This is a genomic window from Marisediminitalea oceani (assembly GCF_003731635.1).
Classification (GTDB): domain Bacteria; phylum Pseudomonadota; class Gammaproteobacteria; order Enterobacterales; family Alteromonadaceae; genus Alteromonas; species Alteromonas oceani.
The window spans coordinates 45,799-67,991 of the sequence record NZ_RCUA01000015.1 but is presented as its reverse complement, the minus strand read 5'-3'; the positions used below and the strand labels follow the sequence as shown (position 1 = coordinate 67,991).

At 50.7% G+C, this 22,193-nt stretch carries 21 protein-coding genes; 16 read left to right on the top strand and 5 right to left on the bottom strand.

Translation table 11 applies throughout. The features are described 5' to 3' along the window. The first annotated feature begins 100 nt into the window (after positions 1-100). The 6 genes from prmA to purD all read left to right on the top strand — a co-directional run bounded on the left by prmA (position 101) and on the right by purD (position 6,537). Positions 101-982 (top strand): 50S ribosomal protein L11 methyltransferase, encoded by an 882-nt coding sequence (gene prmA, locus D9T21_RS05360; RefSeq protein WP_123324138.1) that lies wholly within the window; start codon positions 101-103, stop codon positions 980-982. Between the two features lie 194 nt (positions 983-1,176). Then, entirely contained in the window at positions 1,177-2,178 is a 1,002-nt protein-coding gene (dusB, locus tag D9T21_RS05355) for a tRNA dihydrouridine synthase DusB (protein WP_123324061.1), read from the top strand. Positions 2,179-2,208: 30 nt separating this feature from the next. Continuing rightward, positions 2,209-2,502: a DNA-binding transcriptional regulator Fis gene (fis, locus tag D9T21_RS05350; protein ID WP_070175272.1), complete on the top strand. Its 294-nt coding sequence runs from the start codon at positions 2,209-2,211 to the stop codon at positions 2,500-2,502. Positions 2,503-2,652: 150 nt separating this feature from the next. Next, positions 2,653-4,251, top strand: coding sequence for a bifunctional phosphoribosylaminoimidazolecarboxamide formyltransferase/IMP cyclohydrolase (purH, locus tag D9T21_RS05345; protein ID WP_123324060.1), 1,599 nt, complete (start codon positions 2,653-2,655; stop codon positions 4,249-4,251). A 156-nt stretch (positions 4,252-4,407) separates the two neighbouring features. Next, positions 4,408-5,220 carry a class I SAM-dependent methyltransferase gene (locus D9T21_RS05340; RefSeq protein ID WP_123324059.1) on the top strand — a complete coding sequence of 271 codons (813 nt, stop codon included), beginning with the start codon at positions 4,408-4,410 and terminating at the stop codon, positions 5,218-5,220. Between the two features lie 18 nt (positions 5,221-5,238). Further along, positions 5,239-6,537: a phosphoribosylamine--glycine ligase gene (gene purD, locus D9T21_RS05335; protein WP_123324058.1), complete on the top strand. Its 1,299-nt coding sequence runs from the start codon at positions 5,239-5,241 to the stop codon at positions 6,535-6,537. A gap of 58 nt (positions 6,538-6,595) precedes the next feature. Here the strand turns inward: purD and D9T21_RS05330 are convergent, their stop codons facing one another. Beyond that, positions 6,596-6,847, bottom strand: coding sequence for a superinfection immunity protein (locus tag D9T21_RS05330; protein WP_123324057.1), 252 nt, complete (start codon positions 6,845-6,847; stop codon positions 6,596-6,598). A gap of 173 nt (positions 6,848-7,020) precedes the next feature. On the opposite strand from D9T21_RS05330, the gene D9T21_RS05325 reads away from it, so the two are divergent. The 5 genes from D9T21_RS05325 (at position 7,021) to envZ (ending at position 12,818) form a co-directional block, all read left to right on the top strand. Further along, positions 7,021-8,034 (top strand): ion transporter, encoded by a 1,014-nt coding sequence (locus D9T21_RS05325; protein ID WP_123324056.1) that lies wholly within the window; start codon positions 7,021-7,023, stop codon positions 8,032-8,034. Positions 8,035-8,142: 108 nt separating this feature from the next. After that, positions 8,143-9,039 (top strand): phosphoribulokinase, encoded by an 897-nt coding sequence (locus tag D9T21_RS05320; protein ID WP_105933070.1) that lies wholly within the window; start codon positions 8,143-8,145, stop codon positions 9,037-9,039. A gap of 330 nt (positions 9,040-9,369) precedes the next feature. Continuing rightward, complete coding sequence (gene nhaD / locus D9T21_RS05315; RefSeq protein ID WP_123324055.1) at positions 9,370-10,626, top strand: sodium:proton antiporter NhaD; 1,257 nt, start codon at positions 9,370-9,372, stop codon at positions 10,624-10,626. A gap of 117 nt (positions 10,627-10,743) precedes the next feature. Next, positions 10,744-11,469 carry an osmolarity response regulator transcription factor OmpR gene (gene ompR, locus D9T21_RS05310; protein ID WP_123324054.1) on the top strand — a complete coding sequence of 242 codons (726 nt, stop codon included), beginning with the start codon at positions 10,744-10,746 and terminating at the stop codon, positions 11,467-11,469. Positions 11,470-11,477: 8 nt separating this feature from the next. After that, the gene (envZ, locus tag D9T21_RS05305; protein WP_123324053.1) at positions 11,478-12,818 is read left to right on the top strand and encodes a two-component system sensor histidine kinase EnvZ; all 1,341 of its coding nucleotides are present in this window, start codon (positions 11,478-11,480) and stop codon (positions 12,816-12,818) included. A gap of 8 nt (positions 12,819-12,826) precedes the next feature. Here the strand turns inward: envZ and D9T21_RS05300 are convergent, their stop codons facing one another. From D9T21_RS05300 to hslR, 4 genes are all read right to left on the bottom strand, one after another. Further along, a complete protein-coding gene (locus D9T21_RS05300) occupies positions 12,827-14,002 on the bottom strand; it encodes an MFS transporter (RefSeq protein ID WP_123324052.1) in 1,176 nt (391 codons plus the stop codon). A gap of 188 nt (positions 14,003-14,190) precedes the next feature. Continuing rightward, a complete protein-coding gene (locus D9T21_RS05295; protein WP_123324051.1) occupies positions 14,191-14,433 on the bottom strand; it encodes a hypothetical protein in 243 nt (80 codons plus the stop codon). An 11-nt stretch (positions 14,434-14,444) separates the two neighbouring features. Beyond that, entirely contained in the window at positions 14,445-15,344 is a 900-nt protein-coding gene (gene hslO, locus D9T21_RS05290; protein ID WP_123324050.1) for an Hsp33 family molecular chaperone HslO, read from the bottom strand. Between the two features lie 27 nt (positions 15,345-15,371). Beyond that, on the bottom strand, positions 15,372-15,770 hold the full coding sequence (gene hslR / locus D9T21_RS05285) for a ribosome-associated heat shock protein Hsp15 (protein ID WP_123324049.1): 399 nt from the start codon (positions 15,768-15,770) through the stop codon (positions 15,372-15,374). A 139-nt stretch (positions 15,771-15,909) separates the two neighbouring features. On the opposite strand from hslR, the gene gspC reads away from it, so the two are divergent. From gspC to gspG, 5 genes are read left to right on the top strand one after another with little or no spacing between them, the layout of a single operon-like run. Then, positions 15,910-16,878, top strand: coding sequence for a type II secretion system protein GspC (gspC, locus tag D9T21_RS05280; protein ID WP_123324048.1), 969 nt, complete (start codon positions 15,910-15,912; stop codon positions 16,876-16,878). A gap of 34 nt (positions 16,879-16,912) precedes the next feature. Then, a complete protein-coding gene (gene gspD / locus D9T21_RS05275) occupies positions 16,913-18,973 on the top strand; it encodes a type II secretion system secretin GspD (protein ID WP_123324047.1) in 2,061 nt (686 codons plus the stop codon). Continuing rightward, positions 18,970-20,529 (top strand): type II secretion system ATPase GspE, encoded by a 1,560-nt coding sequence (gene gspE / locus D9T21_RS05270; protein ID WP_123324046.1) that lies wholly within the window; start codon positions 18,970-18,972, stop codon positions 20,527-20,529. Before gspD ends, gspE begins: the two co-directional genes overlap by 4 nt. Then, positions 20,529-21,752 (top strand): type II secretion system inner membrane protein GspF, encoded by a 1,224-nt coding sequence (gene gspF, locus D9T21_RS05265; RefSeq protein WP_123324045.1) that lies wholly within the window; start codon positions 20,529-20,531, stop codon positions 21,750-21,752. Before gspE ends, gspF begins: the two co-directional genes overlap by 1 nt. Then, positions 21,752-22,189, top strand: a complete 438-nt coding sequence (gene gspG, locus D9T21_RS05260; protein WP_105933058.1) for a type II secretion system major pseudopilin GspG — start codon at positions 21,752-21,754, stop codon at positions 22,187-22,189. The genes gspF and gspG overlap by 1 nt, the downstream gene beginning before the upstream one ends. The last annotated feature ends 4 nt before the right edge of the window (positions 22,190-22,193 follow it).

The following is a 22,193-nucleotide window of genomic DNA, read 5'->3' as shown; positions in this document are numbered from 1 at the left end:
AAATGAAAAGCGCCACGATCGCTATGCTGTACAATCGCCGATACCAATTATTGCCATCCCTGTTAAAATTGCGGTTTTCTGTGCTACCGCTGAGGATCCCATGCCCTGGTTACAATTACGAATCGATACATCTGCCGAATTAGCTGAACAAGTAGGCGGTATGATGAGTGCTAATGGCGCTCAGGCTGTTACCTTTGTGGATGCTAAAGACACCCCGATGTACGAACCCAAACCAGGTGAAGTGATGTTATGGCCGGAAACCCAGGTAGTCGGATTATTTGATGCCGCAGACGACATGCCAGCCATTATTAAACGCCTGGAAAAAGCCAGAGTGCTTGGCAAGGATTTTAAATATCGCTTAGAGCCGCTGGAAGACAAAGACTGGGAGCGGGAGTGGATGGACAACTTCCACCCGATGAAGTTTGGTAACCGTCTTTGGATATGCCCGAGCTGGCGCGATGTGCCGGAGCCCGATGCAGTGAATGTAATGCTCGATCCGGGCCTGGCATTTGGTACCGGCACGCATCCTACCACCGCCCTGTGTTTACGCTGGCTCGACGGGATCGATGTAGCAGGAAAAACCGTGGTCGACTTTGGTTGCGGCTCGGGAATTCTGGCTATCGCGGCCTTAAAACTCGGCGCTAAAGAAGTGATTGGTATCGATATCGATCCGCAGGCTTTGCAGGCCTCCATGGACAATGCCCAGCGCAATCAGGTAGCCGACCGCTTAACGGTCTTTTTGCCGGCCGACCAACCCTCGCTGCAAGCCGATATCGTGATGGCAAATATTTTGTCTGGTCCGTTACTGGAACTGCAGGATGTGATTACCGGCTATTGTAAAACAGGTGGCTTACTGGTGCTTTCTGGCATTCTCGCCGAACAGGTAGAACGAATCGAGCAGGCTTACGCCCGCGATATCTTCCTCGATACCAGTGTTATAGATGAAGAATGGGCACGCGTTTCAGGCCGTCGGCACGGTTAATTATCGACAAAACTGGTTGACCTGTCTTAATTGTCAGTGTCACCGCTCTGACATAAAAACGAAATCTCTTTGTCAAGAGTGAACAGGCAAATTTTGTGTAATTTTTAGCCTTTTCAAGATTGCGGAAAACACGTACACTTAGCGCCCCGTTTCAGACAGGTGGTTATTTTCTACGCAAAGTTAGGTTGTTTTTTATGCGAATTGGAACTTATACACTTGATAACAACCTAATGTTAGCACCTATGGCTGGTGTAACAGACAGGCCCTTCAGACAACTCTGTCGTCGTCTTGGAGCAGGTTTGGTTGTGTCGGAAATGCTGAGCAGTAATCCAAGGGTATGGAATACAGCGAAATCCATGCAGCGCATGGATCACAGCGGGGAGTCAGGAATTCGTTCTGTGCAAATAGCCGGAGCCGATCCCGACTTAATGGCAGAAGCAGCAAAATTTAATGTTGCCAACGGCGCCCAGATTATTGATATCAATATGGGTTGCCCTGCCAAGAAAGTAAATAAAAAGCTGGCAGGTTCAGCACTACTGCAATATCCGGATTTAGTGGAATCTATTGTTCGGTCGGTAGTAGACGCTGTGTCAGTTCCCGTTACCCTGAAGATCCGTACAGGGTGGGACACGGACAACCGCAATGGGGTAGAGATTGCCCGCATTGCACAGGAAAATGGCATCCAGTCACTGGCCGTTCATGGTCGAACCCGTGCCTGTATGTACAAAGGTTTTGCCGAGTACGACACTATCCGCAGTATTAAGCAGGCGGTGTCGATTCCGGTAGTTGCCAATGGTGATATAACTTCACCAGAAAAAGCCAGGGAAGTGCTTGAGTATACTGAAGCTGATGCATTAATGATTGGCCGCGGTGCCCAGGGCAATCCGTGGATATTCAGAGAAGTCTCCCACTTTCTGAATACCGGCGAACGGCTGGCCCCACCATCATTAATGGAACAACATTCGGTGCTTAAAGAACACGTAACAGCGGTTCACGCCTTTTATGGCGCACAAAACGGTGTTCGTATTGCCCGCAAACATGTGGGTTGGTATTTGATGGAGCATGATAAGGATCGTCAGTTCCGTAAAGTGTTTAATGCGCTGGAGTATGCCGAAGAGCAACTGCAGGCCATTGACCACTACTTTAACAACGTGCTGCCTGATGGCGAGGCCCGACAGATCTCACCGGCAGCTTAAGACTGATTAACAAAAGAGCAAGAAAGTATTATGTTCGATCAAAATGTAACTTCTCCTTTTACAACTACTGTAACTACTCCGTCACAAACTCAGGCACAAAAACCACTGCGTGACTCTGTTAAGCAAGCAGTCAACAAGTACCTGAAACAGCTGGACAACACCAACATCGACAACCTGTACGAAATGGTACTGGCCGAAGTTGAAGCGCCTTTACTGGAAGAAGTTATGACTTTCACTCGCGGCAACCAAACCCGCGCAGCAATCATGATGGGCATCAACCGTGGCACACTGCGTAAAAAATTAAAGCAGTATGGCATGAACTAAGCCCTGCGGGCCTGGCCCACATAAGAGCACCTTTCGGTGCTCTTTTTGTTTTAACCGCCCTGTCTGGTTCCGGAGGCAACGGCGGATAAAATAGAGACACTCCGGACACCCACACCATTGTTATTAACCTCATCGAAGCAAAATACCACTATGGAAACACCAAAACCTATCAAACGAGCCCTGTTAAGCGTTTCAGACAAAACCGGCATTGTTGAGTTCGCGACTGCACTACACGAAGCAGGCGTTGAGCTGCTGTCGACAGGTGGCACCGCCAAGCTACTCGCTGACAAGGGGCTGCCCGTTATTGAAGTGTCAAACTACACAGGACACCCAGAGATTATGGACGGCCGGGTGAAAACCTTACACCCTAAAATTCATGGTGGCATCTTAGCCCGTCGTGGTACCGACGAAGCGGTGATGGCAGAAAATAACATTGGCCCTATCGATTTAGTTGCGGTTAACCTGTATCCGTTTGCGGCCACTGTGGCAAAAGAAGACTGCACCTTAGAAGACGCTATCGAAAATATCGATATCGGCGGACCAACTATGGTGCGTGCTGCAGCGAAAAACCACAAAGATGTCACTATCGTGGTGAATGCGGCTGATTACCCACGCGTACTTAGCGAAATGCAGGGCAACGAAGGATCACTGACCTACAACACCCGCTTCGATTTAGCCATCAAGGCATTCGAGCACACGGCCGAATACGACGGTATGATTGCTAACTACTTCGGCGCACGTCTGGATTCTACCGACTGTGCTGACGACTGCGAGCACGAGCACAGCGAATTCCCGCGGACCTACAATATTCAGGTCAGCAAAAAGCAGGATCTGCGCTACGGCGAAAACAGCCACCAGTCTGCGGCCTTTTATGTTGAAAACAATATTCAGGAAGCCTCGGTTGCTACCGCTACGCAATTAAATGGTAAAGAGCTGTCGTTCAACAACATCGCCGATACCGACGCCGCTTTAGAATGTGTGAAAGAGTTCGACGAACCCGCCTGCGTTATCGTTAAGCACGCGAACCCTTGTGGTGTGGCACTGGGTGAAAATATTCTTGAAGCCTACGACCGCGCTTTTAAAACCGACCCAACCTCTGCGTTTGGCGGCATTATCGCGTTTAACCGCGAGCTGGATGCTACCACCGCACAGGCCATTATCGACCGTCAGTTTGTTGAAGTGATCATCGCGCCATCGGTATCGCAAGCCGCGACCGACATTGTAGCCACCAAGAAAAACGTACGCCTGCTGGTTTGCGGTGACTGGGCTGGCCAGTTAACTGAAGGTTACGACTTTAAACGGGTTAACGGCGGCCTGCTGATCCAGGAACGTGACTTTGGCATGGTTGATATGGAAGACCTGAAAGTGGTGTCTAAAGTACAACCCACCGAAGCACAACTGCGTGACCTGATGTTCTGCTGGAAAGTGGCCAAGTACGTTAAATCCAACGCCATTGTTTACTGCAAAGACAGCATGACCATTGGTGTGGGCGCTGGCCAGATGAGCCGTGTGTATTCAGCCAAGATTGCCGGCATTAAAGCGGCCGATGAAGATCTGGAAGTGGCTGGATCAGTTATGGCCTCTGACGCGTTCTTCCCGTTCCGCGACGGCATTGATGCTGCCGCAGCGGCTGGCATTAAAGCCGTTATCCAACCGGGTGGCTCTATGCGTGACGATGAAGTTATCGCCGCGGCAGACGAGCACGGCATTGCCATGGTGTTTACCGGCATGCGTCACTTCCGTCACTAATTCAGCATACGCTGTGTAACGTGTTTTTGCGTTGGCCTGACATCACGAATGTAAAAATTTTGTGTTAGGCTAGCGCAATAGTCATTGCTCATTAAACGATCTGATGAGTAATGCAGTATAAACAACACGTTGTTAATGACAGAAGGGAAATACCAAATGCGTAAATCTGCGGTTCTTTTACTTGCCAGCTTACTGGTGACACCGGCTTTTACAGCCAATGCCGATGCCATTGCTGATGCAGTAGCCAGCGATACACGTTCAAGCCAGGAGCGTTTGCGTGACGAATACCGTCACCCTCAGCAAACCCTGCGCTTTTTTGATGTTCAGCCTGACATGACCGTGGTGGAAATTCTGCCTGGCGGTGGCTGGTACTCAAACATCCTCGCGCCTTTATTGGAAGAAGACGGTAAACTGGTTGCCGCGCACTTTAATGTGAAAGCAGACTCACCCAGTTACTACAACCGCCTGTTAGCCAACTTTAAAGAGAAAATGGCTAGCGATGGGCCGTTTAATGCAGTAGAGCTAACCGCTTTTGATCCGCTTGAACAACTCGATGTTGCCAAAGCTGGCAGTGCCGATCGCGTACTGACATTCCGCAATGTGCATAACTGGTATATGGCCGATAAAAAGGACGGCGTGGCAAATGCCATGAGAACCTTTTTTAAAGCACTGAAACCAGGCGGTATTCTGGGTGTTGTTGATCACCGTTTACCGGAGTCTGATGCCGACGCTAAGATGGAATCTTCCGGCTACATGAAGCAATCCTACGTGATTGAGATGGCAGAAAAAGCCGGCTTTAAACTGGTAGCAAGCAGCGAGATTAACGCAAACGCAATGGATACTGCAGATCATCCACGGGGTGTCTGGACACTGCCACCGAGCCTGCGCCTGGGCGACGAAAAACGCGCTCACTATCTGGCCATTGGTGAAAGTGACCGAATGACCCTAAAATTTATGAAACCTGAATAACTTTACGGAACACTCTTAATGAAGGTACTTGTAATTGGCGGTGGTGGCCGCGAACACGCGCTGGCCTGGAAAGCGTCACAATCCATTGGCGTAACCGACGTTTTTGTTGCACCGGGTAATGCCGGTACAGCCACCGAAGCGGGCTTAACTAATGTTGATATTTCAGCGACTGACGTAGAAGCATTGGTGGCATTTGCCAAAGATAACGCTATCGGACTCACCATAGTTGGTCCGGAAGCGCCATTGGTAATAGGTGTGGTAGATGCGTTTGAGGCTGAAGGTCTTAAAATCTTCGGGCCAAGCAAAGGCGCTGCACAGCTGGAAGGCTCTAAAGCCTTCACCAAGGATTTCCTGGCCCGCCACAAGATCCCAACCGCCGATTACCAGAACTTCACCGAGATTGAACCAGCGCTGGCTTACGTTCGTGAAAAAGGCGCGCCTATCGTAGTGAAGGCCGACGGCCTTGCAGCGGGTAAAGGTGTTATTGTTGCCATGACCCTGGAAGAAGCCGAAGACGCCATTAAAGACATGTTGGCTGGTAACGCCTTTGGTGAAGCCGGTAGCCGTGTGGTTATTGAGGAATTCCTCGACGGTGAAGAAGCGTCTTTCATTGTCATGGTCGATGGCAAAAACGTTTCGGCGTTTGCCACCAGCCAGGATCACAAGCGTATGGGTGACGGTGATACCGGCCCTAACACTGGCGGTATGGGCGCTTACTCACCGGCACCGGTTGTAACGCCAGACATCCACCAGCGAATTATGGACGAAGTGATTTATCCCACTGTTAATGGCATGGCAGAAGAAGGGTATCCGTACACCGGCTTTTTGTATGCCGGCCTGATGATTATGGCCGACGGCACGCCTAAAGTGATTGAGTATAACTGCCGCTTCGGCGACCCGGAAACCCAGCCTATCATGCTACGTCTACAGTCAGACCTGGTGGCACTGTGCCTGAAGGCCTGTGATGGCGAGCTGGAAGGTATTGAGATCGACTTCGACTCCCGCGCTGCCGTTGGTGTAGTGCTGGCAGCCGGTGGCTATCCTGCCGATTATGCCAAAGGCGATGCGATCTCAGGCTTAGACGACGCTGCGAAGCTGGACGGTAAAGTATTTCACGCAGGCACTGCGCTGAAAGACGGCGCGGTCGTCACCAGCGGTGGTCGCGTGCTTTGTGCCACGGCGCTGGGTAACAGTGTTACTGAAGCTCAACAACAAGCTTATCAGCTGGTCAAAGCCATTGACTGGAAAGATGTTTACTTCCGCAATGATATTGCCTACCGGGCAATGGCGCGGGAACAGGCTGGACTAGCCAAATAGAGTAAGAAAATAACAAGCCGCTCACCAGAGCGGCTTTTTTCTACCTGAAACACTACTATTACTCCTGGGTTGCCGGCTTCTTATTAAACCGGTTAACCATGTTACCTGTGAATGCCCATACCATTACGCCGCCCCAGGCGATCAGAGAAAATCCGGCAGGTATACACGCCAGGGCAATTAACTTTACCTTTTTACGGTTAAACATCATTGCCACCATGGCCGGTAAAAACCACACAAATAGTACCGATGCACCCACAACGGCAAACTGGGCGGGTGAAGTATTGTCGAAAAGCTGCGTTAAAAATTCCATATCATATATCCTGTAAGTGAGAGGGTTCTACAGGTAGTCTTCCATAGCGCAGATAAATTACACCGTTTCGCTAAATACCCAAAAATTGTGATAGCTCAAGCCTTTTCCACGGCCAGACTTGCTCAACATAATTGCTAGCGGGTAGAGTAAAACAGGAGTACTGAGGAGTATCCATGAGCTACCAGCCAATTCGCAACCGTATCTATCATATTCTTGAGCCCCATCGTAAAGGCGATCACCTTAGCCGGGCATTCGACCTGTTCCTGATTGTCCTTATCCTGCTCAATACTGTGGCGGTTATGGCATCAACGGTCGAGTCACTGCACCGGCAATGGCACCCTCAACTGTATGCATTTGAGATCTTTTCGGTTGTGGTGTTTACCCTGGAGTATTTAGCCCGGGTATGGAGCGCCACCAGTGCTCCGCAAACCGTCAGCTATCGCCAGGCGCCATACCGCAAATCCTGGCAGCAACGTTTACGCTATATGTTTACGCCCATGGCACTGGTGGATCTAGCTGCGATACTGCCCTTTTACCTTAGCATGTTCATTGCCTTTGATTTGCGTATTTTACGGTTATTGCGGCTTACCCGGCTGATAAAACTTGGTCGTTACTCCCGTTCAGTTAATCTGCTGTACACCGTTATTCGCAAAGAGCTACGTGTACTGGCAGCCGCGGTATCGGTTTTGGTTATCGTAATGGTGCTCGCCGCCACCGGTATGTACTACATAGAACAACGCGCCCAACCAGAAGCCTTTGGCAGCATTCCGGCCGCACTCTGGTGGGCAATCAATACGCTGACCACTGTAGGCTACGGCGACGTAACGCCCATTACGCCACTGGGTAAGATATTCAGCGGTGCGATAACTATTTTAGGGGTTGGGATATTTGCTTTACCAGCCGGTATTCTGGCTTCCCGTTTATCCGAGCAATTACGCCTGCGGCGCGATACCTTTCGTAAGCATGTAATGGAAGTCATCGCCGATGGCAGCCTGTCGCCACATGAATTATCACGATTGAATCAGTTGCGGGAAACCCTCGGGCTCGACGACGATCAGGCTAATTTATTGATCGACATTGCACAGGAATATAATCAGCAAAATCAACACGCAAGCCCCTATCAGTACTGCCCTCACTGCGGAAAATCACTCCCTTCCGGGCAGTCCACCGATTCGCATCAGGGTTGATTATTGGCGCTCACAAGCTTATAAATAGGGATTATCTTATTGAGTATCTGACACAGACCAACTAAGAGTCTGACATTTCGGATCTCCTTCAGCCCAAAAAGAGTGCGCATGTCGGTAAAACATCCCATTATTGCTATTACCGGTTCATCTGGTTCTGGCACCACAACCACCACCAATGCGATTCGGCATATCTTTCGTAATCTCAAAATCGATGCGGCGTATGTTGGCGGTGACAGCTTTCACCGTTTTACCCGTCCGGAAATGGAAGTAGAAATTCGAAAAGCACAGGAGCAGGGGCGCCACATCAGCTACTTCGGGCCGAAAGCCAATGATTTCTCGTTGCTCGAAACCTTATTCAGCCAGTATGCAGAAGATGGTACAGGCCGGTTTCGTCAGTATTTGCATACCTTCGATGATGCCGTGCCATTTAATCAGATGCCAGGCACCTTTACACCCTGGCAGGAATTACCTAACGATACGGATTTATTGTTTTACGAAGGGTTACATGGCGGCGTAAAAACCGAAGACATCGACGTGTCTCAGTATGTAGATTTACTGGTCGGCATGGTGCCTATTGTTAACCTGGAGTGGATTCAAAAGATCGTGCGCGATACCACTGACCGGGGCCATTCCCGGGAAGCAGTGATGAGCAGCATTGTGCGTGGTCTGGACGATTACTTCCATTATATTACGCCACAGTTTTCCCGTACCCATATTAACTTTCAGCGTGTGCCAACGGTAGATACCTCAAACCCGTTCAGCGCCCGTGAAATACCCACTCAGGATGAAAGCTTCGTGGTGGTGCGTTTCCGCCGTGAAATGAAAAACGTCGACTTTCCTTATCTGCTGCAAATGATCGACGGCTCCTTTATGTCACGCATCAACACACTGGTGGTGCCGGGCGGTAAGATGGGCCTGGCCATGGAGCTTATTCTGACGCCACTAATTGAAGATCTGATGAAGCGCAAGAAAAGCCGCGGCTATCAAATGGACTGGGTGCAATAACCTGGAAGCGGCGAAACAGTCTGTTTCGTCCCAAGCAATTAACCCGATGATTGTAAACCAGAGCCCGCTCACCCTTCAGGGCGGGAGTATAATTGGCGAATTCAAACGCTATATCCTTCTGAGCGTAGATGCCCTCATAGCGTCCAACCATTTGCCATTGGAGTAATTAATGGTGTAATTACCTCGCGCTTTAGTTGTAAGACCAAAGTATTTTATAACCAAAATGAATACTAACTATTAACGCCTGACACCGCTGATTCACCGCTTAGCCCTTTACTGGCGAGGGCTTCGCCGTAAAATACGGCCACTGAAATTGCGGAATCCCCCCTCATGATAGATACCATTCTTATTACCTTGGCCGCCCTGGCCTTGCTTGGCGTGATGTTCGAAGAAGTCCTGCATATCAACAAGGCAAAGATCACCCTGTTTTTTGGCACGCTGGCCTGGATGATCCTGTTTATCTCTGCCGACAGCCCAGCCTCTACCGACGCGGTTAACGAAGGCTTACTGCATAACATTACTGAGATCTCCACCCTCTGGTTATTCCTGGTGGCCGCCATGACCTTTGTGGCTTACCTCAACCGTAAGGGACTCATTGCCAATATGCTGAACCTGGTGATGCCAACCAACATTTCACTCAAAAAACTGATGTTGATAACCGCGCTGTTCAGTTTTTGCTTCTCCTCGCTGGCAGATAACATTACCGCTACGCTGGTGTCTATCGCCATGGTGCTATCACTGGGACTGCCGTTTAATCAAACCATGCGCTTTGCGGTACTGGTAGTTTTCGCGGTCAATTCCGGCGGCGTATCGCTGATTACCGGTGATGTCACCACTTTGATGATCTTTATGCAGAAGAAAGTCACCATTACCCAGTTATTCTGGCTGCTGGTGCCATCGTTCCTGGCCGTAATGGTACTCACCGGATTACTAAGCATCGGCATGACCGGTAAGGTAAAAATTCGTAAAACGACCTATGCCACCAACACTATCGACTACGTGATCGCCGGTATTTTCTTAACCACCATTATCTCAACGCTGATCCTTAACGTGTTGTATGCCATTCCACCAATGCTGACCTTTCTCGCAGGTATGGCAATTATGTTTCTGGTAGCCAACCACATGGGCGAAGATGACGATCAGGACCCCATTATGGATTACATCCGCTACATAGAGTTTGATACCTTGCTGTTCTTCCTGGGTGTGCTGCTGTTAGTGGGTATGCTGGAACATATCGAAGCCTTACACTCGCTTCTTTACCTGTACCAGGTCTTCCCGCCGCTGATTGCAAATTATGTGATGGGCGCAACCTCGGCCTTAATCGATAACGTACCGCTAACGGCGGCTCTGCTTAAGGCCAATATTGGCATGTCAGTGAGTGAATGGATGTTACTGACTTATGCTGTAGGCGTAGGCGGTTCACTGCTCATCATTGGCTCGGCAGCCGGCATCGTGACCATGAGTAAGGTTAAAGGCCTGAGTTTTGCCCGTTACGGCAAGTACTTTTTGCTGTTGCTTATTGCCTATTCCGTGGGCTACGCGCTGGTTTATGGAGTGGCCACGCATATCATGCCCGGCGTTGCCTGAATTACACGCCTGACACGCTTTGTAACAATCCGTGCCGGTTCGAAACATTTGAGCACTTTTGTCCGGTATCACTTAGGGTTATAGTGATACCGGAACGCGGTTGTCAGTGAGGCAGAAATGGGTCAGGAAACATCAAAAATATTAGTCGTCGATGACGATATGCGGTTACGTAGCTTGCTTGAGCGCTACCTGGTGGAGCAGGGCTTTCAGGTAAGAAGCGCGGCGAATGCCGAGCAGATGGACCGCCTGTTAGAACGTGAAAACTTTCATTTGATGGTCCTTGATCTGATGCTGCCCGGTGAGGATGGCCTGTCTATCTGCCGCCGTATGCGTCAGGCAGAAAGCAAGATGCCAATTATTATGTTAACCGCTAAAGGCGATGAGGTAGACCGCATTATCGGGCTGGAAATGGGCGCCGACGACTACCTGCCAAAGCCATTTAATCCGCGGGAGTTGCTTGCCCGGGCGAAAGCTGTGCTGCGTCGTCAGACACATGAGGCTCCCGGCGCGCCATCTATGGAAGAGCAAATTGTCGAGTTTGGCACTTACCGGTTAAACCTGGCTACCCGCGAGATGACCGACGACGGCAAATCCCTGTCACTCACCAGCGGCGAATTTGCGGTATTAAAATCACTGGTTACTCACCCCCGAGAGCCGTTGTCCCGCGATAAGCTGATGAATCTGGCCAGGGGCCGTGACTATAGCGCCCTGGAACGCAGCATCGACGTTCAGGTATCACGCCTGCGCCGCATGCTGGAGGAAGATCCGGCCAATCCACGTTACATCCAGACGGTATGGGGTTTAGGATATGTGTTCGTGCCGGACGGCGCGGTTGCCCAGTAACTTAACCAGTGCGATTACTCCCTAAAAGCGCCTTTGGCCAAACCGTACTGCTGATTGGCGTTTTGTTGTTGATCAATCAGGTAGTCTCTTACCTGTCGGTCACCATGTATTTTATCCGGCCCAGTTACGAGCAAATTAACAGCCTGATTGCCACTCAGACTGCCACACTCAAAACCCACGTGGACGAACTCGACGACCCGGAGTACCTGCGTACCTTAAAAGCACAAACCGGCATTCGCATTTTTACTGATACCGAGGCCAAGGCTGCCAGACTGGGGCAGGCTACCTTTTATCAGTTTATGTCTGCCCAGGTTACCGAGCAGCTGGACGAAAAAGCCGAAGTACGCATTAGTGCGCCCCAGCTTGATCAGCAATCCACGCCCTATTATGTCTGGATCAAAATCGCCAGCCTGCCAGACAATTGGATCCGCGTGCCGGTGTACGGCTTAAGTGAAGCCAATATCTTCCCGTTAACCCTGTATTTGTTGCTGATTGGTATTTTAAGTGTGGGTGGTGGCTGGCTGTTTGTATTTCGCCTCAACCGGCCATTGAGCGCACTGCAACGCGCCGCAATCAAAGTGGGCCGGGGGCAGTTCCCGCCGCCGCTGAAAGAAGATGGCACCAGCGAAATGATTGAGGTAACCAAAGCGTTTAACCGCATGAACCAGGGGATAAAGCAGTTAGAGCATGATCGCATGGTAATGACGGCGGGGATATCCCATGACCTGCGCACCCCACTTACCCGTATTCGCCTGGCCACCGAAATGCTGCCCGAGGATCAGGATTGGGTGAAAGAAGGCATCGTCAGCGATATCGAAGACATGAATGCGATTATTGATCAGTTCATCGAGTACGCCCGGCAGGAGCAGCAAGAACGTCAGACCATTGCCAACCTGAACCCGTTAATTACCGAATTAACCGATGCTCGTAATACCAATCAGCAGTTTAATCCTTCCGCGGAAGACCGTCAGTCCATTCACCTGGAGCTCAACCCACTGCCGAATATTCCATTGCGTAAAGTCGCCCTCAAACGGGTGCTGGATAATCTGATTGAAAACGCCTTCCGCTACGGCAGTAACCATATAGAAATCACCACCTATTTTGACAAGAAGCAAAACCGGGTGGTCTGTAAAGTTCGGGACTTTGGTCAGGGCATTCCTGAGGATAGTCTGGAAAACGTCTTCCGCCCATTCTCTCAGGGCGACTCAGCGCGCAATTCCGGTGGTTCAGGACTAGGACTGGCCATCACCAAGCGTATTATCGAGATGCATGGCGGGCAGATTAACCTGCGCAATCACCCCGAAGAAGGTCTGATTGCTGAGTTCTGGCTGCCCAGCGAGGGGCTGTAATATACGGCCTAGCCTCGCTTAATAATGCGGCTGTAAAACCAGGTGGCACTCCAGAGTAGCACCGCCGCCATCGGCACAGCCCAGTAAGCCACTTCAATAGAAGCGATCCCGGCCCAGGCACCGGTACCAAGCGACACCAGTTGCACCCCCATGGCATTCCCTAGAATGGTTATTCCTGATAACAGCGGGCCTTTTTCGCTGTCGATATTCATGGCGGCAGAGAGGATTAACGGAAAGAGCCCGCCAAGTCCCAGACCTAACAGGAAGTTACCCAGCATTATCGGCATAAAGGTATCGCCCAGCTTGGCAATAATGGCACCGGCCAGAAGCATGGTGACCAACACCACCATTAACCGGTGCACGCTAAACCAGCGCAAAAAATACGCAAAGGTCAAACGACTCAACGCCATTCCACCGGTAAAACCAGCTAGCAGCAAGCGGGCGGCATCACCATCAAAGCCCAGGCCCTGCTGTGCGTAACTCACAAACCAGTTAACCGTACCAAATTCCACCGCTCCATAGCCAAAACTGGCAACCGCCAACAATAAAAACACCGGCTGACGCACGATAGTGGCAAACGCCAGGGTTTGTTTAGGCGCCGACTCCTGCTGTTTCTCAACCGGTAATTTTGCATTGGCATTGCGCACACTTAGAAAAGTAAACAGCGCCAGAATAACCCACAAACCGGCCAGAAAGTGCAGCGGCAAGCGCCAGTTAGCCTGCCACAAGAAGATAAGCGACACATAGAAAGACGCCACCAGCGTGCCCAGGCTAAACATAAAGTCCATAATGCCCATCATGGCAAAGCGCTTTTCCACATAAAGCTGAGCGATAACGGTATGACCAATGGTAATTTTACAGGAACTCAGTACGCCAACAATAAACACAATCACCAGCAATCCCAGCCAGTTTGGCATTAAGCCGGCGATAACGATGAACAGGGCATTCACCAGCGACAAACCGGCAAACAACGGCAAGAACTCAAATCGCGACGCATATTTGCCACCAATAATCGCGCCCATCATCATGCCCAGTGAAAACAACGTAAACAATGCTCCGCTGACAAAACTGCTCATAGTCAGCTCTGCCGCCATTCGAGGCAACAGGATCCCCCACATCAGCAACAGGATGCCGAGCAGAAAAAAGCCGCTGAATATTACGGTGGTGGCCAGGGTTCGATTCATTGTTTCTCCGTAAGACGCATCAGTCCGGCTCTCAGGGACGAGCCGGCTACGCTAGCAATAACATCGAAACTGTGGGCACATCAACAAGAATTCGTATGCAGCGAGTGATTTCGTTAATGTACTTAACAAATCTGGTAATCACCGCCGCATGCAAAAGAAAGTATGAGAAAAGGGTTAACTACGCTCGGCTAGCCGTTGCCGCGCACCAGGCTTTCCAGGCGCGCCAACTCTTGTTCCAGTGAATTCGCCGGCATTGTAGTGCCAGCCCGGGTATACCAATAACGGGCATTAAACTCATCCCCCTCAACCCGGTGCAGGTAGCCGTGGATCAGGCAGGAAAATTCATCGTTATAGTCCTGAACCAGATCGTGAGAGCCATCCCAGTCACCGGCTCTGGCCAGCTCAAGCGCTCTAATGTGAAAATCAGCCATCAATAAACCGCTTACTGTGAGGCTTCTGGTGCACTGTTATAGCCGCTCTTTAACGCTTCCACGTCAATTTCATCAAAGCAATACTCTGTATGGCAGTACTGACAGTTCATGTTAATCGAACCTTCTTCTTTGATAATCGCCAGCAGTTCGGCTTTGTCGATGTTGCGCAATGCTTCGGCGCTACGTTCACGTGAGCAGGTACAGGCAAAGGTCACCGCTTCCGGCGCATACACTTCAACGGTTTGTTCATGGTACAAACGGTGCAATACATCCTGTGCAGGCAAAGCAAACAACTCTTCGGGTGTCATGGTTTCAGTTAAGGTGCAGAGATGCTCAAATTCACTGTCAGCGGTCACGTTAGTGGCTTCACTGCTGGTTGGCACTACCTGCAAAAACATCCCGGCCACTTTAGGCGCGTTTTTGTCTGCTAAGTCAGTGTGAATAAACACGCGGGTTGCCAATTGTTCTGAGCGTTCAAAGTAATCTTCAATACAGCCGGCCAACGAGCCTTTATCAAGCGCTACAACGCCCTGATAACGCTCTCCTTCGGTAGGCGTAATGGTAATAACCAGCACAGCGTTAGCCACCAGATCGGCAAAGCTGGCAGTCGATAAATCGGCTTCCTCGTCCCAGCGTGCCACGCCCCGTAATGTCTGTTCGTGGGTGGCATTGACCACGGCATAACGCACTTTACCCTGACTTTGAATTTGTAACCCCACTTCGCCCTCAAATTTGAGGGTAGCGGTTAACAAACTGGCAGCTGCGGCCATCTCGGCCAGCAGTTGCTGTATCGCCAGCGGGTAGTCGGTGCTATGTACGATTGGCTTTAAAGTGTCCTGCAATCTAACCAATTCACCGCGCACGCTGGCATCAGTGAATAAATAACGATGTAACTGATCAAACTGATTCATGGTTTTTCCTGTCTTTCATCAGTGTTATCACTGATGTTTAAATTTAATAAGTTCGCGACGCTGCTTTTTGTCGGGGCGGCTTTCCGGTCGCGGATTATGAAAGCTTTGCGATTTTCGGGCGGCCTGATTCTCTTCCCTTTTAGCGATGCTTTCCGGCGTCTCTTCATATAATAGCTGAGCGTCTTTCGCCGGCAGGCGTTTTTCAGAAACGTCCTGAATTATGAGCTCTTTTACATCCCAGCCGGCGGGCACCCGAATGGCCGCGCCGGGCTCAACAATTTTACCCGGCTTGCTTTTTTGCCCGTTGTAGTGAACTTTTCCGGCCTGAATCAGGTCTCTTGCCAGTGCACGGGTTTTGGTTAACCTCGCTGCCCAGAGCCATTTGTCCAGCCGGACCTTTAGTTCATTGGTTGCATCATTAGCCATTGGTTTTTCTCATGCGTTTAATTACTAAACTGTAATATAATTTTAACCTGATCGGATTAATGTTGTTGCCCCCGCGCAGACTAGGCTATGATGGGAACGTTTTTTCGCGGTTATTTGTTCACCAATTAGTTGTTTTCAGATGATATTAAATCACACCAGCTTACAAAATTTACCGGCCTTTTTTAGCGCCCACCAACCACGCATTCGACTCGCGGTGGTGGTGTTATTGTGCCTGTATCTCATCGCTTTCGCTGCTGAAATCACCTGGAAACTGATCCCCGAGCCAGGCAACAATGCCAGTTTATCAGGGCTTAACACTGCTGGAGCCCGCCCCACAGGTACGTCGTCAAACTCCCAACGTGGGGTCGATATTAATCAAATACAACGCCTGAATTTATTTGGCGAAGTAAATAAAGCCGCACCACCACCGGTACAGGAAACCATTACCGATGCACCGGAAACCCAGCTTAATCTGGTGCTCTCCGGTGTCGTATCAACCAGCGCTGAAGATCAAGGTACCGCCATCATAGAAAACCGCGGTAAACAAGCCACCTACGCCATTGGCGAAAAAATTGACGGTACCAATGCTACGCTTTCTCAGGTTCATACCGACCGCGTGATTATTAAAAATGGCGGCCGTCACGAAACCCTGATGCTCGATGGTCTGGATTTTACCAAGCGCCGCGCTGCACAACAATCAGCGGCGACCGGCAGAATTACCCGCGGCAATAGTCAGAACAGTACGACCATGGGCAGAATTGATAACAGTCCGCAGCCGGCTCGCGAGTTAAGTGACGAAGCCGTGGCAGCCACCGAGACGCTGCGTGAGAGCCCATCCAGCTTTATTGATTTTATTACCGTGACCCCGGCACTCGAAGGCGGCCAGATGGCCGGCTATAAAGTGAAGCCGGGTAAGAACCCCAGCTTGTTTGAGTCGGTGGGGTTACAAAACGGCGATATTGTGATCCAGATAAACGGATTGGACTTAACCGATCCGGCTCAGGCCAGAGATGCCATGGGCGAATTAAGAACAGCGCAGTCCATCGAGCTGACGGTGGCCCGCGAAGGCGAGTACATTACACTGTATCTGGACATGCCAGAGCAATAATTTAAGCAAGTAAAATACTAAACAGGAATAAAACATGAGGCGAGTTGGTCGAACCTGGTTGACCCGAATGAGCGTAGCAATCTGCACCACACTATTATGTGTGCAGGCAGCGGCAATCGATCGTATGCCCAAATTTCAGGATACGGATATCAACGAATTTATTACGATTGTTGGTAAAAATCTGCAAAAAACCATCATTGTAGACCCCAATGTAAGAGGCAAAATCAGCGTCATCAGCTACGACATGCTGAATGAGGAACAGTATTATCAGTTCTTCTTAAACGTGCTGCAGGTGTACGATTTTGCCGTGGTTGAAATGCCCAACGGTATTTTAAAGGTAGTCCGCTCCAAAGACGCCAAAACCTCCAATATTCCGGTGGTGGAAAACGCGAATCTCGACGGCGACGAAATGATCACCCGCGTAATCCCGGTGTATAACGTGCCAGTACGTCAGCTTGCACCGATTTTACGCCAGCTCAACGATCAGGCCGGTGGTGGTAACGTGGTGAGCCACGACCCGTCGAATGTAATGATGCTGACCGGCCGTGCAGCCGTAGTAAACCGTCTGGTTGAAATCATTGAACGGGTTGACCGCGCCGGTGACGAAGAAGTCGACATTGTGAAGCTGCAATTTGCCTCAGCCTCAGAAATGGTGCGCATCATTGAAAGCATCAACAAATCCCAGGGTAAGCAAGCTGCGGGCGGTAAAAGTGAACCCCGCGTAGTAGCCGATGACCGCACCAACAGCATTATCGTAAGCGGCGACTCCAAAGCCCGCAAACGCCTGATTAACCTGGTACAGCGCATGGACCAGGAACTCGAAACCAACGGCAATACCCGGGTTATTTTCCTCAATTACGCCAAAGCCGAAGATCTGGTGAAAGTGTTGCAGGGCGTAAGTGACAGTATACAGGCAGAAGAAACCGCCGGCGCCGGCAATGCCAGACGTACTTCCTCTAATCGTAATGTCAGTATCGATTCACACGAAGACTCCAATGCACTGGTGATCACCGCAGAGCCGGATATGATGCGCTCACTAGAAGAGGTGATTCGCCAGCTGGATATTCGCCGTGCTCAGGTACAGGTTGAAGCCATTATTGTTGAAATGTACGAAGGCGACGGTACGTCTCTGGGCATGCAATTTGTGTCAGAAGCCGGAGGCGGTACGCAGTTTAATAACGGCGTGGTACCGGTAGGCGCGCTGGGTGTAGCCTTGCGTCAGGCAGAAGATCAGACAACTCAGTCAACCTATGTCACCGCAAACGGTGAGGTAGTAACAACTCAGGATACCACCCAGGGCGATTTCACCACCCTCGCCAACCTGCTTGGCGGTGCTAACGGTTTGATCGCCGGGATTGTGGAAAATGGCTGGGGCGCAGTGGTGCAGGCCGTTAGTAACGATACCAACTCAAACGTTCTGGCGACCCCGCATTTAACCACCATGGATAACGAAGAGGCATTCTTTATTGTGGGTCAGGAAGTACCGGTGATCACCGGCCAGACTACCGGCGACAACAACTCTAACCCGTTCCAGACCGTCGATCGTCAGGAAGTGGGTATTAAGCTGCAGGTTACCCCGCAAATCAACGAAGGTAACGCCATTCAGCTAACCATCGAGCAAGAAGTCTCGAGCGTATCCGGTGCCACTTCGGTGGATATTTCAATTAACAAACGTCAAATCAAAACCACGGTTATCGTGGATGACGGCGGCACCATCGTGCTGGGTGGTCTGATTGACGAAGATATTCAGGAAAGTGAGTCCAAGGTACCGTTACTGGGTGACATTCCGATTCTTGGCCACCTGTTTAAATCTACCAGCAGCAGCAAGCGCAAAACCAACCTGATGGTATTTTTACGCCCCAAAATCATTCGTGACGGCGTCACCATGAATGAAATCAGCAAGCGTAAATACAATTATATCCGTGCTGAGCAGCTTGAGCGTCAGTCGCGTGGGGTTGCGTTGATGCCTCGTACCGAAACACCGGTATTGCCAAAGTGGGACGACAGTCTGGCGCTGCCGCCTACCTATGAAGATTACCTGAAGCGTCGCGAAGAGGAAGAAGCTCAGCAAAAAGCCCAGGATGGCAACGAATGAGCACCGAAACCAGGCAGCCCGAACTTACCGAATCAGTAGCCAGTGTGGCTGCTGAATCGGCAGAAGAGCTGTTACCGGAAGAAGCGGTAGACGATCAGCAGTTGCCCTTTGGCTTTGCCAAGCGGCATAAGGTACTGCTGGAGCTCAATCAGGAGCCCGCGTTGCTCTATCACACCAGCGACACGCCATTGGAAATCTTCAGCGAAGTCCGTCGTTATCATGCCGGAGCACTGGTACTTAAGGAGCTCCCGCAAGACCAGTTTGAGCCCCTGCTAACCCAGGCGTATCAGCGGGATTCATCGGCAGCCAAGCAGTTAATGGAAGATCTGGGTAACGAGAGTGACTTATTCTCTCTCGCTGAAGAACTGCCGGACACCGAAGATCTGCTCGACAGCGAAGACGACGCGCCCATTATTAAACTCATTAATGCCATGCTCGGCGAAGCCATTAAAGAAGGCGCGTCGGATATCCATATTGAGACCTTTGAAAATCAGTTAGTAGTGCGATTCCGGGTGGATGGCGTACTGCGCGAAATTCTGCGCCCAAACCGCAAACTGTCTTCCATGCTGGTTTCTCGGATCAAGGTCATGGCGAAACTGGATATCGCTGAGAAACGCGTACCCCAGGATGGCCGTATCACGCTGCGTATTGCCGGTCGCGCGGTTGACGTGCGGGTATCTACCTTGCCTTCCAGCCATGGCGAGCGGGTAGTGCTGCGTTTGCTCGACAAAAATAATGCCCGGTTAAATTTAACTGATTTGGGTATGACCCAGGTTAACCGCGATCACTTCTCTACCTTAATTCGTAAACCGCACGGTATTATTCTGGTCACCGGGCCAACCGGCTCTGGTAAAAGCACCACGCTCTACGCCGGCCTCAGCGAAATTAATTCCAAAGACCGTAACATCATGACGGTGGAAGACCCCATCGAATTTGATTTGCAGGGGATTGGTCAGACCCAGGTGAACCCGCGGGTAGAAATGACCTTTGCCCGGGGCCTGCGCGCCATTCTGCGTCAGGATCCGGATGTGGTCATGGTGGGGGAAATTCGAGATATCGAAACCGGCCAGATTGCCGTCCAGGCCAGTTTAACCGGCCACCTGGTGTTATCGACCCTGCACACCAATACCGCAGCCGGTGCTATAACCCGCCTCGAAGATATGGGGGTCGAACCGTTTCTGCTGTCCTCCAGTTTACTGGCCGTGCTGTCACAACGCCTGGTCCGTACACTGTGCCCGGAATGCAAAACACCGCATTCACCCGGCGAGCAGGAAGCGCAGATACTGGGCATCAATGATGCTGCCGATGTAGTGATCTATTCTCCAAAAGGGTGTGCGGCCTGTAATCAAACCGGCTATCGTGGCCGTACTGGTATTCATGAACTGCTTATTGTTGATGAAGCGGTACGCACCATGATGCATGAAGGCAAGGGTGAGCAGGCTATCGAAAAATATATTCGCCAGACCACGCCGAGTATTCGTGAAGACGGTTGCCATAAAGTACTCAGCGGACAAACGTCGCTGGAAGAAGTGCTGCGGGTTACCCGGGAGGATTAATGGCCGCTTTTGCATACAAAGCCATTGCCGCCAACGGGCGCAATAAAAGTGGCGTTCTGGAGGGCGATAACGCCCGGCAAATCCGCCAGCAACTGCGCGAAAAAGGCATGGTGCCACTGGAAGTGGAGCAGGTCGCCGAAAAAAGCGCTAAGCAGACACCTTCAGGGTTTCAGCTGTTTCGTCCGCGAATCTCCGCCAGTGATTTATCACTGCTTACCCGTCAGCTTGCCACCCTGGTTGAATCAGCGTTACCCATTGAGGAAGCGCTACTGGCCGTTGCCGAGCAAAGTGAAAAGCCGCGCCATAAAAATATGATGATGGCGGTTCGCAGCCGCGTGGTTGAAGGTTACACTCTGGCCGACGCACTCAGCGAATTTCCCAGCGTATTTGATGATTTATACCGCGCTATGGTCGCCGCCGGCGAAAAGTCAGGGCATCTGGATACGGTGTTAAACCGCCTGGCCGACTACACCGAACGTCGCCAGCAAACCCGCAGCCAGGTGATTCAGGCCTTAATTTATCCTGCCATTATGATGTTTTTCGCTATGATGATTGTGGTGGTGTTACTTACCGTAGTGGTCCCCAAAATCGTCGGGCAGTTTGATCATATGGGTCAGGACCTGCCCACCATCACCACGGTGCTTATCGCCATCAGTGAGTGGATGCAAAATTACGGGCTGTATTTGCTGGTCGTTATCATGCTGCTTGTCATTATGTTTCAACGTCTTATTCAGAAGCCCGCTATACGTCTGCGCTATCATCGGGTTCTGCTGAAGGTGCCCATGATTGGCAAAGTTTCCAGAGGGCTTAACACCGCGCGCTTTGCCAGAACCTTAAGTATTCTTACCGCCAGTGCCGTGCCACTGCTTGAGTCCATGCGTATTTCAACCGATGTACTGCAAAACCTGTATATTAAAGAACGTATTGCCGAAGCGGCAGTGCACGTAAAAGAAGGGTCCAGCCTGCGAGCCGCACTGGATAATACCCGGATATTTCCGCCGATGATGATGCATATGATTGCCTCGGGTGAGCGCTCAGGTGAGCTACAACAAATGCTTGGCAGGGCTGCCGATAATCAGGACAGGGAATTTGAGTCGCTAATCAGTGTCTCACTAAAGGTGTTTGAACCTTTGCTCATTGTAACGATGGCTGGCGTGGTGTTATTTATCGTCATGGCCATTATCCAACCAATTCTGGCATTAAATAATATGGTGAATGTGTAATGAAAATGCTTAAACGACAGTCGGGATTCAGCTTAATTGAAATCATGGTGGTGCTGCTGATCATTGGTATCCTCGCTTCGATGGTCGCTCCACAAATCCTGGGCAATCAGGAAGAAGCACAGCTTAAAAAAGCGGCCGTGGATATTCAGCAACTGGAAAGTGCGCTGGAAATGTACAAGCTTAAAAGCAACCGTTTTCCTACCACCGAACAAGGGCTTGATGCCCTGGTAAGTGCGCCGACTCTGGACCCTATTCCGCGTAATTATCCTGCAGATGGTTACATCAAGCGTTTACCGGACGATCCATGGGGTAATCCTTACGTGCTTATCAGCCCGGGAGAAATGGGCACCATTGATATCTTTTCTAATGGCCCGGATGGTGAACCCGGCACTGATGACGATATTGGTAACTGGAACATCAACGACTACCTGAATTAAGGCA